Source organism: Limosilactobacillus balticus, from assembly GCF_014145615.1.
In the GTDB taxonomy this organism is placed as follows: domain Bacteria; phylum Bacillota; class Bacilli; order Lactobacillales; family Lactobacillaceae; genus Limosilactobacillus; species Limosilactobacillus balticus.
Genome location: NZ_JACIVH010000066.1, coordinates 84,906 through 103,888 on the forward strand (window position 1 = coordinate 84,906; position 18,983 = coordinate 103,888).

The window sequence follows — 18,983 nt, forward strand, 5'->3', positions numbered from 1 at the left end:
ATATTCGGTAATCCTAACACTATCCTTAAGTTTTTGGTAAAATTAAGGACAAATATTTTTTAGAGGAGGAACAAAAATGACCCTTATTATTGTAATTGTTGTCATTGTCTTGTTGATTGCTATTTATGCAGGACTTTACAACAGTTTGATTCAATTGCGGACACACGCACAAGAATCATGGAGTCAAATTGATGTTCAATTACAACGACGTAACGACTTGATCCCTAACTTAATTTCAACAGTTAAGGGCTACAGCAAGTATGAAGCTGGGACCTTGGAAAAGGTAACAAAGCTGCGGACGGAATTAAATAGTATTCCAGACAGTGATCATGCTAAAAAAATGGAAGTTTCCAATGAGTTAACGGGAACTTTACGGACATTGTTTGCCGTTGCTGAAAATTATCCAGACTTAAAAGCAAGCGCTGAATACCAAAAATTAATGGAAGAATTAACCAATACTGAAAACAAGATTGCCTACTCACGGCAGCTTTACAACAGTACTGTGGCGGCTTTAGATGCTAAGATCCAATCTTTCCCAAGCAATATTGTGGCTAAAATTCATCACTTCCAACAAATGGATTACTTACAAGTGCCAGAAGAAGCCAAGGCTGTGCCAAAAGTTTCATTTGATGATTTAGGTGATTAAGCATGTTATATCAGCAAATTGCCCGTAATAAACGAAAAACAATTTTGGTGATGTTTGGGTTCTTTGTGTTGCTTGCTTTAATCGGCGCGGCGATTGGATATTTGTTTGCACGGACAGCAATTGGCGGTATGATCATTGCGGCGATTATTGCGGTGATCTATATGTCTGTAATCATTGGTCAATCGACTGATGTAGTGATGCGGATGAATAATGCGACAGAGGTACGGTCAGCGAGTGATGCGCCAGAACTTTGGCATATCGTTGAAGATATGGCCTTGGTTGCACGGGTACCGATGCCGAAAGTCTATATCATCAATGACCCAAGTCCCAATGCTTTTGCGACTGGTAATGATCCTGAGCATGCTGCCGTGGCCGCTACTACTGGTTTGATGGAAAAAATGAATCGTGAGGAACTAGAAGGGGTAATGGCCCATGAAATGACTCACGTTCGAAATTATGATATCCGTCTGCAAACAATTGCATTAGCCTTAGCATCAGCAATCGCGATGCTTGTCAATTTTGCTGGAAATTTCTGGTGGATTGGTGGCCGGAGCAGTAGTGATGACCGGGATAATCCATCAAGTGTTTTCGCAATCCTTGGTTCGATTCTCTTGATTATCTTAGCGCCATTAGCAGCAACCATTGCGCAGATGGCCCTTTCACGTAATCGGGAATACTTAGCCGATGCTGGGGCTGTTGAATTAACACGTAATCCACAAGGGATGATCAGTGCATTAGAAAAGCTAAAAACTGCCGTACCAATGAAACATGTGGACCCAAGCAGTTCAGCTTTATATATTAGCGATCCAGAAAAGAACGCTAAGCACCATCCTTTTTCAAATCTATTTGACACCCACCCACCGCTAGATAAGCGAATTGAACGGTTGCGTCAAATGTAATAAAATTATAAATGAGATGAGACTGAGAAAAAACTTTTGCTTTTTCTCAGTCTCTGCTATTTTTAGTCATGACTCATCGTTTTTAATCGCCTTATATCAGTGAGGGTGATATAATTAAAAAGCTAGACCAAAGTATCAAAAGAAGAGGTATCTTTTTCATGAAAATGAAATTAGCGGAAATTGCCAAGGCGATCAACGCACAAAATGACATTGAACAATGGAAGGACGTAGAAGTGACTAGTGTGTCATTTGACAGTCGCCACTTAGATCAAGGGAGCTTATTTGTTCCGTTGCAAGGTGTTCAAGACGGCCACCAATACGTGCCGAGTGCTTTTACCAATGGTGCAGTAGCTAGTTTATGGGCTAGTGACCATGAGATAACAGATCAGACGCACCCGTTATTAGTCGTTAATGATCCACTAGCGGCCCTTCAAGAACTAGGTAAATACTACTTGCATAAGATCAATCCGATTGTCGTTGCGGTTACGGGAAGTAATGGTAAGACGACGACTAAAGATATGATTGCGTCAATCTTAAGTACACAGTTTAATGTCACAAAGACATATGCTAATTTTAATAATGAGATTGGGGTTCCAGTAACGCTTCTTAACATGGAGTCTAATACCGAAGCAGTGGTGGTTGAGATGGGCATGGATCGTTTTGGCCAACTTGACTTCTTGAGTAAGCTTGTAAATCCTGACATTGCCGTTATTACAATGATCGGGGAAGCACATATCGAATTCTTCGGGACTCGTGATAAGATTGCTGATGCAAAGATGGAAATTGCCCATGGCCTAAAGGAAGATGGAACACTAGTATTTAATGGGGATGAACCATTATTAGAGGAACGGGTAAAAGATCTTACCCAACGACAGATGCGCTTTGGTCGGCAACTAAGCAATAATTTGTATGCAACAAGTGTCCACGATGAACCACGACAGTTATCATTTACCGTCAACGAATGGCCAGATGAAGAATTCACTATTCCAATGGTTGGTGAATACAATATTAATAATGCGTTAGCGGCTATGGAAGTGGGTAAGATTCTGCATATTACTCCCGCCCATATGAAGCAAGCGTTGGCCAACGTTGAATTAACGGAAAATCGTGCTGAATGGGTTAAAGGAAAGAATGGTGAACAGATCTTAAGCGATGTTTACAATTCAAACCCAACCGCTGCCAAAGAAGTCCTTAAAACAATCGCGGAAACGCCAGTAGATGGTCGCCGAATTGCCGTATTAGGGGACATGCTAGAATTAGGGGATGCTGCGCCAAAGTTGCATGCGAGCTTAGCAGAAGAGATTGACCACCAAAAGATTGCTAGTGTTTACCTTGTAGGCGAACAAATGAAAAATCTTAAAGATAAGTTGATCCAAGAAGGTTATCCAGCTGAAGATATCCATCATTATGCTGCCAGTGACCTTCAACAATTAATTGCTGATCTTACGGCTACTTTGACGGGTGAAGATATTGTTCTATTGAAAGCAAGCCATGGCATTCACCTAGAAGAAGTCTTGACGGCATTAAAAGCAGAATAGTTAATATATTTGCCAGTCGATTACTGATGCTTATATCATGAATCGACTGGTCATTTTTAGGAGGAAAATTTTTGAAGTTTAGTGAATTAGGCTTATCAGAGAGCCTATTAAAAGCAATCAAACGGAGCGGATACGAAGAAGCAACACCAATCCAAGAACAAACGATTCCAATGGTTCTTGAAGGTAAGGATGTTATTGGCCAGGCACAAACTGGGACTGGTAAGACGGCTGCTTTTGGATTGCCAATTATTGAAAACGTTGATACTGAAAATCCAAATATTCAAGCAATTATCATTTCACCAACACGTGAATTAGCGATCCAGACCCAAGAAGAACTTTATCGTCTTGGTAAAGATAAACATGTTCGCGTGCAAGTAGTATATGGTGGGGCAGATATTCGGCGCCAAATTAAGAGCTTGAAACAACACCCCCAAATTCTCGTGGGAACTCCTGGACGGTTACGGGACCATATTAACCGTCATACAGTTAAACTTGACCACATTAAGACCCTGGTTCTCGATGAGGCAGATGAAATGCTAAATATGGGATTCTTAGAAGATATTGAATCAATCATCAAGGAAACACCGGATGATCGGCAAACATTGCTCTTCTCAGCAACCATGCCACCAGAAATCAAACGAATCGGGGTTCAATTTATGTCTAATCCAGAAACTGTCCGGATCAAGGCCAAGGAATTGACTACTGATTTAGTTGATCAGTACTATGTTCGCGCCCGTGATTATGAAAAGTTTGACATTATGACCCGCTTAATTGATGTACAGGATCCCGACTTAACAATTGTCTTCGGTCGGACGAAGCGGCGGGTAGATGAATTGTCGAAGGGCTTGATTGCACGTGGATATAATGCGGCTGGTATTCATGGGGATCTTACTCAGGATAAGCGTTCTAAGATCATGTGGAAGTTTAAGAACAATGAACTTGATATCTTAGTCGCGACAGATGTGGCTGCCCGGGGTTTAGACATTTCGGGGGTTACGCATGTTTATAATTACGATATTCCGTCTGACCCAGATAGCTATGTTCACCGGATTGGCCGAACAGGTCGGGCCGGCCATCACGGTGTATCTTTAACCTTTGTGACCCCAAATGAGATGGATTACCTTCATGAGATTGAAAAATTAACCCGAGTACGGATGTTGCCACTCAAGCCACCAACAGCTGAAGAAGCCTTTAAGGGCCAGGTTGCCTCAGCCTTTAATGACATTGATGAATTAATCGCGCAAGATTCAACTGATCGTTATGAAGAAGCAGCTGAAAAGTTATTAGAAACTCATAATGCAACTGATTTAGTAGCAGCATTGTTAAATAACATGACGAAGGAAGCAGCGAGTGAGGTTCCCGTCAAGATAACCCCTGAACGTCCTCTTCCACGGCGCAACAAGCGGAATAACCGTAATGGTAACCGAAATAACTCACATGGTGGTAACCACTACCGGCGTAAGAATTTCCGTCGTCACCAACATGGTGGTCACCGGAACGATAACCATGGTAAGAGCCATTCTAGTCGTCATTCATTTAACATCCGACATCGGAAAGAAAATTAAATTAACTAAGAAGTCTTTTGGTTGAGATTTGACCAAGGGCTTTTTTGTTTGATTGCTTATTGATTGTAATTCAGTTATACTTATCATGTATTTATATTTAAACGGATTCTTTGAATTTCGTTATCAGCGGAATCTGTTACTAGATACTACAAAAATAAGAGTAATTAGGTTGCTTTTTCCTAATGTATTAGACACTTTTCGCAATAGTTGTTAATAAGTTGATTAATTATTGTCTTAGTTGGATACATTAATAAAGGGCAACCTATTTTAATAACACAAGGGGGAAGCTAGAATGGTATCAAAAAATAATAAAAAATTAATTGCGGAAAAGAATCGGCGCAATGAAAAGCAACGATTTGCAATTCGTAAGTTAAATATTGGTGTCGCATCAGTCTTGCTTGGAATTACTTTTAGTATTTACGGTGGTGGGCAAGCAGTAGCACACGCTGATACTACCAATGCCAATGCTAGTGACCAAGTTGCTGCAAGTAATATGGATGATAACAGTTTAGCCGATAAGTCAGCAGTCGCTTTAAGCAGTGCTGCTGCAAATGCTAGTCAATCATCCACATCAGCAACTAGTGCTAATAGTGCAGTTCAAAGTCAAGCGTCAGCTAATAGTCAACCAGCAGCAACTGCTAGCAATAATGCCCCCGCTTCAACTTCAGCTGTAGAAGCAACTAAGGATCAATCTACGTCAGAAAATCAATCAAGTACTAGTCAAGAAGTGCAAACTCCAGCACCAGCACAACCAGTGGGCCAAGAAAATAGTTCTAAGGATGCGAATGCGAGTCTTGATGCAACTCGGCAAGTCCTAAATACGATTACTAACAGAAATTCGATGCCTGGAGCAAATTATTTGACGTCATTTGCTGCGGTTCCTGCTTCGTCTAATGTAGCTGCATTAAATGTAACAGCGGAAGCAGAAGATCCTAATGTAGTAACAGTTAGTGATGCAGATGGATTGATCAATGCTATTCAAAAAGGTACAGCTACTACCATCAATATTGATGCTGATATTAATTTAGGCACAAAGACAACTAGTAACTATACTAATACTTCCATTTCAAATAAACGCGACATTACTATTCAGTCTGCTACTCCTGGTACAAAACACACCATTGATTTTGCTGGATATGGATTCAATATGTACAGTAGTGATTACGGTGTAACATTTAAAGACCTTAATCTTTATGGTCAAAGCTACTTCGGTATCGTTCGTAGTGCTGGTTCATATACTTTTGATAATGTTAACTATACTGGTTCACAACTTGTCTATACCGATAGTGGATATAGTGCAACTGTAACCTTTAAAAATACGGTGAATGCTACCTCGGTAGCAAGTTATGTAGGACCAATTGATAAAAAAACACGTTCTGCACAAGGTAATAATGGTAACCAACAAGTTCTTCAGTTTAGGAATGGTACCAATAGTATTGTTTTTGACGAAGGCAGTAATGTTCATTTAAAGACAGTTAATAGTAACGTTATTGAAATTGATGGCGGAACTACCACCATCGATGTGAAAACAGGCTCAAATGTAACCTTAGAACCCCACACTACTACTGGCCCAGAATCTAACTTTATGAATGTAAATGGAATTGGCCGTGGAATTGCATCAAGTGGTACAACCACATTAAATATTGAAAAAGATGCCACTCTTAATATTCCATTAACGATGGATAGTGGTGATAAATGTTTATCAAGTGCCTTGGATTTAAACTCTGGTGCTACTATTAACAACAATGGTACTTTAAAAATTACTTCAGATGGTTCTCCATATTATCGTTCAGATGGTTGGGATGATCCAGTTTATATTAATGGGGATGCATCTATTAATGTCGGTAATGGCGCAAGCTTTATTTTAGAATCAACAAATTTAGGTTCATATAGTGGTCATTTAATGACAATCTCTGGTACAGGAACTGTTAAACTTGATCCACATTCTACTTTCAAGCTTAGTGGTGATGGTACCGGTCCTGTAACTGCAATTAATCTTTCCAGCGGTAGTACATTTACTTCAGATCAACCAGATGCATTTACCATTGATCTTTCAGCTAATACCAGTGCGGGTAAATCATTGATTAAAAACGGTACTATAAACTTTAAGCGTGTTAAGACAGTTGCGACGGATGGAACAATTTCTGAGCCATTAGGTAAGATTGATGTAACTTACGATAAAAATGGTAATGCTACTTCCTATATTATTACTGCTCAAGATGAAAATACTGTTAAGCAAGTAGCTGATGGACTTACTAACAAGAGCTTGATTAACCTAGTTCAAGCTGGTGAAGATGTTACTCTCTCTAACCTCCACTTAAGCAAGGACAATGTGTTAACTGGTACTGTCGCTTCTAGTGGTAGTGACAATCCAATTTATGTAACTGTTACCGTTGGCGGCAAAAGCACTAATGTTCCAGTAGCCGGAAACTACACTGTGTACACTAATACTAATGGTACAGTAACTTCAGACACTGTTGATTATGCTGCACAAACTGGTTCAACGGGTGGTAACTTCTCGATTGATTTATCAAAACTTGCAAGCAGCCTGACTGACGATACAAATGTTACTGTAACTGCCACAAAAGATTTCGTTGAATCAGCTCAAACTGAAAGTGTGGCAGCATTACGTGCGCTTAATACTACTACTCTTAAAGAATTAGTAGATGATGCTCCAACAGAAGAAGCCAAGTCAAGTTACTACAACGCTACTGCAGAAGCTCAAAAGGCATATACTGATGCAATTTCAACTGGTAAAAATATTCTTGATAACATTAAAAATAGTACAGAAAACTATGATCAAAGTGATATTGATGCTGCTGTAACTGCCATTCAAAATGCTCAAAAAGCTTTAACTGGTGAACCTACCAACAAGACTGAACTTCAAGATGCTATTAACCAAGCATCAACAGTAGAATCAAGCGATAACTACATTGATGCGGATGCTGATTTACAAAAAGCCTACACTGATGCAATTAGCGCAGGTCAAACAGTTTTAAGTAACGATAGTGCTACTCAAACTGAAGTAGATGATGCATTGACCAAGATTAATACTGCTAAAGAAGCCCTAAACGGGGATACTAAAAAAGCTGCAAGCAAAGAAGCCCTTCAAAAAGCTGTTAGTGAAGCATCGACTATAAGAACAGATGATGCGGCATACTACAATGGTTCTAATGAAGCTAAAACTGCATATGATAATGCAATCAGTGCCGGTCAAGCAGTTTTAGATAACTCAAATGCAACTGCTACTCAAATTACAGATGCTTTAAATGCCATTAATACTGCTAAGGGTAATCTTAAGGGTGAAGCAACTAATAAGTCAGTGCTTCAAAAAGTAGTTGACAATTCTGCAACTGTAAAAGACAGCAATAACTATACTAATGCAGACGAAACTCAAAAGACTGCATATGATAGTGCAGTTACAGCTGCACAAACAGTTTTAAATAAAACTAATGCAACTCAGGCAGAAGTAGACAATGCAGTAAAGGCTATTACTGATGCAATCAATGGCTTGAATGGTGATACTAACCTTGCAAATGCAAAGAATGTTGCTACTGAAGATATTCAAAAGGCTTTAAATACTAAGACTACCGAAATCACCGACGCTACTAATATTGATCAAGCTACTAAGGATCAATTAATTGCCGATGCTAAGAAAGCCGCAGAGGATGCTAATACTGCTATTAATCAAGCAACTAATGCCGATGCAGTTAATACTGCTAAGACTGAAGGAATTACGAACATTAACAATGTAACTGTTCCAAGTTTAGATGATGCTAAAACTAACGCAGCCAAAGAAATTGATCAAGCATTAACTGATAAGACCAAGGAAATCAATAACGCAGAAAATATTGATCAAACAACTAAAGCTCAGTTAATTAAAGAAGCAACTGATGCAGCAACTACCGCAAAGGATGCTATTGAAAAATCTACAACTAATGACGAAGCAACTAAAGCAGGCCAAGCTGGCGTGGATGCAATTAACAATGTAAAGGTACCAAGCGTTATTGATAGTCAAAATGCTGCAAAAGATGTAATTAATGATGCTCTTAACTCTAAGACCAAAGAAATCAACGAAGCTACTAACATTGATCAAACAACTAAAGATCAATTAATCAAAGAAGCAACCGATGCAGCTAATAATGCTAAAGAAGACATTGATAAAGCAACCACAGCTGATGCAATTAAGACTGCACAAGATGAAGGAACAACTAATATTAATAATGTTACTGTTCCAAGCTTAGAGGATGCCAAGAAGGCAGCTAATAAAGCAGTAGATGATGCTCTTACTGCTCAAACTGAGGTAATTAATAAAGCTGATAATCTTAGTGATGCAGAAAAGAAAGATCTAATTGATCAAGCAACTACTGAAGCCAATAAGGCTAAAGACAATATTGAAACTGCTACGACAAACAACGAAGCAGCTCAAGCAGGCCAAGATGGTGTGGATGCAATTAAGAAGATTGTTCCAACAAGCTTAGATACTGTGAAATCTGATGCAGATAAAGCAATTGACGATGCTTTAACTAAAAAATTAAAAGAAATTAATTCAGCTAGTGATCTAACTACTGATGAAAAGACTGCGTTAATACAAGAAGCTAATACGGCTGCGGATAAAGCAAAGGAAGACATTACTAAGGCAACGACTAATGATGCTGTAATTGAAGCACAAAATAATGGAGTTACTGCAATTGATGGCATTAAAGTTCCAACTGAATCAGCAGTCAAAGAAGCAGCTAAAAAGGCAGTAGCAGAAGCTGCAGAAGCAAAGAACAATGCAATTAATGCTTCAAACTTAACAGATGAAGAAAAAGCTGCCTTGAAGCAAAAGGTTACTGACGCCCAAAATGCCGCAGATCAAGCAATTGACAATGCAACGACAAATGCAGCAGTAACTGAAGCTCAAAACAATGGTATTAAAGCAATTAATGGTATTGAAGTAACTACGTCAACTGCTAAAGAAGCAGCGAAGAAGGCGGTAGCCGAAGCAGCGACTGCAAAGAACAATGCAATCGACGCTTCAAACTTAACAGCTGAAGAAAAGACTGCCTTGAAGCAAGAAGTTACTGACGCCCAAAATGCTGCAGATCAAGCCATTGATAATGCAACTACCAACGCTGCAGTGACTGAAGCTCAAACCAATGGCGTGAATGCAATTAATGGTATTGAAGTACCAACTAAATCAGATGCTAAGGACCAAGCAACCGCTGAGCTTAATACAGCAGTTGAAAATGCTAAGAAAGCAATTGATCAAGACAGTAACTTGACTGATGAACAAAAACAAGCAGCTAAAGATCAAATTGATTCGGATGCTAAGACTGCTCAAGATGCCATCAACAATGCAAAGACTAATGATGATGTTAAGAAGGCAGCTGATGCTGGTACATTAGCAATAAATAAAGATGTTGCTAATGCCGCAATTGATAATGCAGTCGCTGGTAAGAAAGCAGAAATTTCTAATTCATCATTAACTGATGAAGAAAAGACTGCTTTAAACAATGAGGTAGATCAAAAGGCAAATACTGCTAAAGAAGCAATCAATGCTGCAACTACTCCAGAAGCTGTAACTAGTGCTCAAGAAAGTGGCGTTAAGAATATCAATGATACTGAGGTGCCAGCTGAATCAGCAGCAAAACAAGCGGCCAAGGAAGCTGTAGCTAAGGCAGCCGAAGTCAAGAACAATGCCATTGACTCTTCAAATTTAACTGATGAAGAAAAAGCTGCATTGAAACAAAAAGTTACTGATGCACAAACAGCTGCAGATCAAGCTATTGATAAGGCAACTACCAACGCTGCAGTGGCTGAAGCCAAAGACAATGGTGTCAGTGCAATTGAAGGCATTGAAGTTCCAACAACATCAGCAAATAAGGAAAAGGCAACCACTGACCTTAATACTGCTGTTGATGAAGCGAAGAAAGCAATCGATCAAGACAGCAACTTGACTGATGAACAAAAACAGGCTGCTAAGGATCAAATTGACTCTGATGCTAAGAACGCTCAAGATGCCATCAACAATGCTAAGACCAATGATGATGTCAAGAAGGCCGTTGACGCTGGTACATTAACCATTGATAAGGATGTAGCTAATGCAGCAATTGATAATGCAGTAGCTGGTAAGAAGAACGAAATTTCTAACTCGCCATTAACTGATGAAGAAAAGACTGCTTTAAACAATGAAGTAGATGAAAAGGCAAATACTGCTAAAGAATCAATCAATAATGCAACTACTCCAGAGGCTGTAAGTACTGCACAAGAAAGTGGCATTAAGAATATTAATAATACTGAAGTACCAGCTGAGTCAGCAGCCAAAGAAGTAGCTAAGAAAGCAGTAGCAAAAGCTGCAGAAGCAAAGAACAATGCAATTGATTCTTCAAACTTAACAGCAGAAGAAAAAGCTGCCTTGAAGCAAAAAGTTACTGAAGCCCAAAATGCCGCAGATCAAGCGATCGATAATGCAACTACCAACGCTGCAGTGACTGAAGCTCAAACCAATGGCGTGAATGCAATTGACGGTATTAAAGTACCAACTACATCAACTACTAAGGAACAAGCAATAACTGACCTTAATAAAGCAGTTGATGAAGCTAAGAAAGCAATTGATCAAGATAACAACTTGACTGATGAAGAAAAGCAAACCGTTAAAGATCAAATTGATTCTGATGCTAAGAATGCACAAGAAGCAATTAACAATGCAAAGACTAATGATGATGTTAAGAAAGCAGCTGCTGATGGTACATTAACCATTGATAAGGATGTTGCTAATTCAGCCATCGACAATGCAGTTGCTGGCAAGAAGGCTGAAATTTCTAAATCACCATTAACAGATGAAGAAAAGACCGCTTTAAACAATGAAGTAGATCAAAAAGCCCAAGATGCTAAAGATGCAATTAACACTGCAACTACTCCAGAAGCTGTAACCACTGCCCAAGACAATGGTATTAAGGATATCAATGAGATTTCAGTGCCAACTGAATCCGCTGAAAAACAAGCGGCCAAGGAAGCTGTAGCTAAGGCAGCTGATGAAAAGAATGCTGCAATTGACTCTTCAAACTTAACAGATGAAGAAAAAGCTGCCTTGAAGCAAAAAGTTACTGAAGCCCAAAATGCCGCAGATCAAGCGATCGATAATGCAACTACCAACGCTGCAGTGACTGAAGCTAAAGACAATGGTGTTAGTGCAATTGACCATATCAAAGTTCCAACAACATCGGCAAATAAGGAAAAGGCAATCACTGACCTTAATACTGCTGTTGATGAAGCTAAGAAAGCAATCGATCAAGATAGCAACTTAACTGATGAAGAGAAGCAAGCAGTTAAAGACCAAATTGACTCTGATGCTAAGACTGCTCAAGAAGCTATCAACAATGCCAAGACTGACAATGACGTCAACAATGCAGTTAACAGCGGTAAGGTTTCAATTGAAAAAGATGTTGCTAATGCCGCTATCGACAATGCAGTTGCTGGTAAGCTTAAGGAAATCCAAGATCCATTAACTACTGAAGAAAAGCAAGCTTACACTGATTTAATTAATTCTGAAGCAAATAATGCAAAACAAAATATTGCTAACGCGACTACTGTTGAAGAAGTAACTACTGCACAAACAAACGGTGTAAATGAAATTATGAATACCGAAATTCCAATTACTTCTTCAGTCAAAGATAAGGCAATTGCTGCCATCAATGATGCTCTTCAAAAGAAGACTGATGAAATCAACAATGCCTCTAACATCAATACCCAAGAAAAGACTGACTTAATCAATCAAGCAACTGAAGCAGCAAATACTGCTAAGGACAATATCAACAATGCCACTACTAATGCTGATGTTGAGACTGCCCAAACCAACGGTGAAAAAGCAATTGCTGATGTAACAGTTCCAAACTTGTCTGATATTAAGAAGGAAAGCATTGATCTCATTAACGAGGCTTTAGATGCCAAGACTGACGAAATCAATAATGCTTCTAACCTTTCTCAAGATGAAAAGCAAAGTTTGATCAATGATGCAACTAATGCCGCAACTGAAGCAATTAACAACATCAACCAATCTCAAACAAATGATGATGCTAAAGCTGCTGCAACTACTGGTGTTCAAAACATCGAAAATGTTACTATTCCAACTCTTGATGATGCTAAGAAGAATGCTAACCAAGCTATTGATGATGCATTGAAGTCTAAAGTACATGAGATTAACAATGCTTCTAACTTGAATGATATTGAAAAGCAAAAATTAGTTGATCAGGTAAATGATGCAGCAACTACTGCTAAGAATAATGTTGAAAATGCCACTACCAATGATGCTGCTCGCGATGCAGCCAATGCAGGAATTGACAACATTAAAGGCATTAGCTTTACTTCACTAGAAGATGCTAAAAATGCAGCAAACACTGCAATTGACAATGCTTTACAAGTTAAGACAGATGAAATTAATAATTCATCTAACTTAAGTACTGAAGAAAAGCAAGACTTAATCGCTCAAGCAAGTGAAGTAGCTAAAAATGCAAAAGACAATATCAACAATGCCACTACCAATGATGCTGTAACTGCAGCACAAAACAAGGGGATTGCAGATATTGCTAATGTGACTGTTCCAAGTTTAGATCAAGTTAAACAAGATGCAATTAATGCAATTAAACAAGTTCAAGATGCTAAGAATAAGCAAATCTCCGCTGCATCTAACTTAAGTGCTGAAGAGCAAAAAGAATTAACTGATCAAGTAGACGAAATTGCTAACGATGCAATTGCTAAGATTAATGATGCAGCAACTACTACCAATGATGCAGTTACTGCAACCCGTGATGACGCAATCAAGCAAATTACTGATCTATTTATTCCAACTCTAGACGGTGCGCAAACTGATGCTCTTAATGCAATTGAAAGTGCTAAGAATGCTAAGTTAAATGACATTAATAACGCTGCTCACTTAACTGATGAAGAAAAGCAAGCTTTAGTTGATCAAACCAATGAAGCCGCTGATAATGCAACTAAGGAAGTTAAGGCTGCTCAAACTAATGATGCAGTCAAGAATGCAGAAATAGCAGGTTTAGATAGTATTAATAACATCACTATTCCAACTCTAGTTCAGAAGCAACAAGAGGCGATTGAAGAGTTGAATGTAGCCCGTGATGCTAAGAATAGCGCAATTGATAATGCTGCTGATTTAACTACTGATGAAAAGAATGCTTTGAAGGATAAAGTTCAAGCAGAATACAGTAACGCAGTATTAAATATCACGAGTGCAACAACGGATGAAGCAGTAACAACTGCTAAAGAAAACGGCATCGTTGCAATTAAAGACATTCAAATTCCAACTAAGTCAGCTGCGAAGGAACAAGCAACCACTGACCTTAATACGGCAGTTGACGATGCTAAGAAGGCAATTGACCAAGATAGCAACTTAACTGACGAAGAGAAGCAAGCTGCGAAGGATCAAATCGATTCCGATGCTAAGAAGGCCCAAGAAGCCATCGATAATGCGAAGACTGATGATGAGGTAAACAGTGCCGTTGATAATAGTAAGCTTGCCATTGATAAAGACATTGCTAATGCCGCCATCGATAATGCAGTTGCTGGTAAGAAGGACGAAATTTCTAAATCACCATTAACTGATGAAGAAAAGACTGCTTTAAATAATGAAGTCGATCAAAAGGCTCAAGCTGCTAAAGAAGCAATCAATAATGCCACTACCCCAGAAGCTGTAACCACTGCGCAAGACAATGGTATTAAGAATATCAATGATACTGAAGTGCCAACTGAGTCAACAGCTAAAGAAGCAGCTAAGAAAGCTATTGCAGAAGCAGCCGAAGCAAAGAACAATGCAATCGATTCTTCAAACTTAACTGACGAAGAAAAAGCTGCATTGAAGCAAGAAGTTACTGATGCCCAAAACGCTGCTAATACTGCAATTGATAACGCAACTACCAATGTCGCAGTAACCGAAGCAGAAGACAATGGTATTAAAGCTATTAATGGTATTGAAATCCCAACTAAGTCACCAGCTAAGGACCAAGCAACCACTGACCTTAACACAGCAGTTGAAAATGCTAAGAAGGCAATTGACCAAGATAACAACTTGACTGATGCCGAAAAGCAAGCTGCGAAGGATCAAATCGATTCCGATGCTAAGAAGGCCCAAGAAGCCATCGATAATGCGAAGACTGATGATGATGTTAAGAAGGCAGCTGATGCTGGTACATTAACCATTGATAAGGATGTAGCTAATGCAGCTATCGACAATGCAGTTGCTGGTAAGAAGGCTGAAATTGCAAAGGCACCATTAACCACCGATGAAGCTAAGGACTTGAATGACTTAGTTGACCAAGAAGCAAAGGCAGCTAAGAAGGCAATTGATTCAGCTACTACCATTCCAGCGGTTGAAGATGCTAAGAATACCGGAGTTGCTGCAATCAACGATATTGCAGTTCCAACAACTTCATCAACCAAGGATCAAGCTGACCAAACAATTGATGATGCTTTAGCTAACAAGACTAAAGAAATCAATGATGCAACCAACTTATCTGATAAACAAAAGCAAGACTTGATTGATCAAGCCAACGAGGAAGCAGCAAAGGCGAAGGAAAACATTAAGAATGCCACGAGCAATGAAGCAGTCAACAAGGCTACGACAGATGGTGTAGATGCTATTGCAAATGTCACTGTCCCAAGTCTTGATGATGCGAAGAAAGATGCTAGTCAATTAATTGATGACGTTCTTAAGCAAAAAGAAGATGAGATTAATAATGCTTCCCACTTGACTGATCAAGAGAAGCAAGACCTCATTCACCAAGCACAAAACGCCGCTGACGAAGCCAAAGACAAGATCAATCAAGCTACAACTAATGACGATGTAGCTACGGAAAGAGATGCTGGCGCAGAAAAGATCGCCAATATTGTCGTTCCAAGTCTTGATGATGCTAAGGATAAAGCCACGAAGGCAATTGATGATGCTTTAGCAGATAAGACGAAGGAAATTAATGAGCAAACTCACTTATCTGACCGAGAAAAGAATGATCTTATCAACCAAATCACTGATATTGCTGATAAGGCAAAGGATAAGATTAACAATGATTCTAATGATGCAGAAGTTGCCAAGGACGAAAAAGAGGGTATCGATGCAATTGTTGATACTAAGGTTCCTGGCTTAGAAGATCATAAACAGAATGCAATCAAGTCCTTAGACGAGGCTAAATCTACTAAGCTTGCCCAAATCGATGAAGCAGGTCACTTAACTGCAGATGAAAAGGCCAACTTAACTCAACAAGTTGATGCGGAATACAATAAGGCCCTTGATAATATTAATAAGGCAACAACCAATGACGATGCTGATAAAGCAAGTGCAGACGGTGTAGAAGCCATTCTTAATATTGCTGTTCCAAGTCTTAATGAAAAGAAGCAAGATAGTATCGATGCTCTTAATGAAGTACGTGAGGCGAAGAAGGAAGAAATCAAGAACGCAAACAACTTGAGCCAAGATGAAAAGGACGAGTTGACTAAGCAAGTTGATCAAATTGCTGATAATGCCATTAATGCAATCAATGGAGCAAAGGATGATCAAACAGCTAAGGATGCGGAAAACAAGGGTATTCAAGATATTCTTGATGTTAAAGTGCCAAGCTTAGATGAAGTTAAGACTAATGCTAAGCAAGCAATTGCGGATGCCTTAGAAAGCAAGACTAATGAGATCAATGCTGCTTCAAACCTCGATTCTGCTACTAAGCAAGAATTAATTAACCGTGCTAACGCAGAAGCAGATACAGCCATTGAAAAGATTGATCAAGCTACCAGCAATGATCAAGCATTAGCTGCATCTCAAGCAGGTGTTGATAAGATTTTAGGCATTGCAGTACCAACTCTTGCTGATGCTAAGCAAAGTGCCATTGATGCCATTAATGATGCCCTTAAACAAAAGGAAACAGAAATTAATAACGCCTCACAACTAACTTCTGATGAAAAGCAAAGTCTAATCAATCAGGTAAATCGCATTGCCGATAATGCTAAGAATGCTATTAACAACGCAACTACTAACCAAGGTGTTGAAGAGGCAAAGAATGCTGGGATTGAAAAGATTAACGCTATTAATGTTCCAACAACATCAGCTGCTAAGAATGAAGCGATCAAGGCAATTGATGATGCCTTAACTAATAAGGTTAATGAGATCAACAATGCTACTAATATTACTGCTGAGGAAAAGGCCAACTTAATTGATGAAGCTAATAACGCGGCTAATACAGCTAAAGATAATATTGATCAAGCAACATCTGATAGTGAGGTTACAACAGCTACTACAGATGGTATTAACGCGATCGCTAATGTAACAGTCCCAAGTCTTGAAACCGCGAAGGACCAAGCAAAGAATCTGATTGATGATGTTCTCAACGAAAAGAAGAATGAAATCAATAATGCGCAAAACCTTTCAGATAGTCAAAAGCAAGACTTGATTAATCAAGCAACAGACGAAGCGGATCAAGCGAAGAAGAATATTGATAATGCTACAACCAATAATGATGTTCAAACTGCAGAAGACAATGGTGCTCAAGCAATTGAAAATGTAACTGTTCCGAGTCTTGATGATGCTAAGAAGGCTTCAACTAAGGTAATCGATGAGGTATTGAAAGAAAAGATGGCAGAAATTAATGCTGCAACTAACCTTTCTAATACTGAAAAAGATGCTTTAATTAAGGACGCTACAACTGCGGCTAATACCGCTAAGGATAATATTGCGAAGGAAACAACTAATGAAGCAGTTAAGAACGCTGAGACTGATGGTGTTAAAGCAATCCTTGACATTAAGGTTCCTGGTCGAGAAGATCAACAAAAGGATGCCGTTGCTGTCCTTGATAGAGCATTAGCTGATAAAGTCAGTGAAATTGATAATGCTAATAATCTTTCTGAAACTACTAAGCAAGATCTTAAGCAACAGGCTCAGGCAGCATACACGACCGCTGTTGACAACGTAAATAACGCCCAAACTAGTGCGGAAATCAATGCTGCTCGGGATAACGGTGTTCAAGCAATTCTTGATATTACAGTACCAACGTTAACTGATGCTCAAGATGCTTCAATTACAGCAGTTGAACAAGTTCGGGATGCTAAGAAGACTCAAATTGAAGCAGCTAAGAACTTGACTGAGACGCAAAAAGAAGCATTGAAGAACCAAGTAGACGAGATTGCAGATAAGGCAATTGATAATATTAAGAGTGCAACCACTGACGCTACTGTTAAGGATGCGGAAACAGCAGGAATCAACGAAATCTTAAATGTAACCATCCCAACTCTGGATGCAGCAAAGAGTGATGCTAAACAAGCTATTGCCGATGCATTAACAGCTAAGACGGCTGAAATTAACGCCGCTCAAAACTTAACCGCCGCTGAAAAACAAAAGCTAATTGATCAAGCACAAACAGAAGCTGCTGCTGCAAACAAGAACATTGATGCGGCAACAACTAATGACGCGGCTGAACTTGCTGCGAAGAATGGCGTACAAGCAATCTTAGATATTCAAGTACCAACTGTTGAAGAGACTCGTGATCAAGCGAAGAAGAACATTGATAATGCTTTGAATTCTAAGAAGGAAGAAATCAACAATTCTAACCTAAGCCCAGCAGCGAAGGAAGCGTTGATTAATGAAGCTGAACAAGCAGCAGAAAATGCGCGGACAGCGATTGACAATGCTACTACTGCTAGTGCAATTGGTGAAGCAGAGGCAGCTGGAATTGCGGCAATTGAAAATATTAAGGTTTCAAACGCTCCTACTGAATCTGATAATTCTTCTAACCACCAAACTAATACTGAAACGCCAACTGAAGGTAACAGTGCTAGCCAAGATAATAACAATGCAACTCAAGCTTCGGTTCAAGGTAACAATACCCAAGCCGACCTAACGGGAAGTCATGGAACGAACCTTACTATTGGTCAACAGACAGAAAAAGCTGCTGATACAAATAGCAAGGAAACATTACCACAAACAGGTAATGAAACAGAACGTGGCTTAAGCATTGCTGGTTTAGCAATTGCCAGTCTATTAGGCTTATTCGGACTTTCAGGATTAGGTAAGAAACGCGATTAAATTAATTAGTCGTTTGATAAACTTAAACTGGTTTAGGATAAATTAAAAATACCCCGCTCTTATTTAGGAATGTGTAAATAAGAGCGGGGTATTTCGTTATCTTTTTATAAAAATATTTATGCTGATTATTTGATTTATTTATAATGGATTTGTTACGATTATTATGATGATTAGTATCTGAGAAGATGAGCTCATGTAGATATTCGGCTATTATTTCATCATGCAAATTAAGTGTAAAGGGGGGCTAATTTTTCTTGTTTGGTACTTGAGGAGCTG

5 protein-coding genes are annotated in these 18,983 nt (G+C 39.1%); all 5 read left to right on the plus strand.

Translation table 11 applies throughout. The features are described 5' to 3' along the window. Positions 1 to 76: 76 nt before the first annotated feature. The 5 genes from H5S10_RS06535 (at position 77) to H5S10_RS06555 (ending at position 18,707) form a co-directional block, all read left to right on the plus strand. Entirely contained in the window at positions 77 to 646 is a 570-nt protein-coding gene (locus tag H5S10_RS06535; RefSeq protein WP_003667234.1) for a LemA family protein, read from the plus strand. Positions 647 to 648: 2 nt separating this feature from the next. Beyond that, on the plus strand, positions 649 to 1,545 hold the full coding sequence (gene htpX / locus H5S10_RS06540; RefSeq protein ID WP_182586514.1) for a zinc metalloprotease HtpX: 897 nt from the start codon (positions 649 to 651) through the stop codon (positions 1,543 to 1,545). Between the two features lie 158 nt (positions 1,546 to 1,703). Continuing rightward, the gene (locus H5S10_RS06545; protein WP_182589114.1) at positions 1,704 to 3,083 is read left to right on the plus strand and encodes a UDP-N-acetylmuramoyl-tripeptide--D-alanyl-D-alanine ligase; all 1,380 of its coding nucleotides are present in this window, start codon (positions 1,704 to 1,706) and stop codon (positions 3,081 to 3,083) included. A 71-nt stretch (positions 3,084 to 3,154) separates the two neighbouring features. Further along, complete coding sequence (locus H5S10_RS06550; RefSeq protein WP_182589115.1) at positions 3,155 to 4,648, plus strand: DEAD/DEAH box helicase; 1,494 nt, start codon at positions 3,155 to 3,157, stop codon at positions 4,646 to 4,648. A 292-nt stretch (positions 4,649 to 4,940) separates the two neighbouring features. Further along, positions 4,941 to 18,707, plus strand: coding sequence for a DUF1542 domain-containing protein (locus H5S10_RS06555; RefSeq protein ID WP_182589116.1), 13,767 nt, complete (start codon positions 4,941 to 4,943; stop codon positions 18,705 to 18,707). Positions 18,708 to 18,983: the final 276 nt, after the last annotated feature.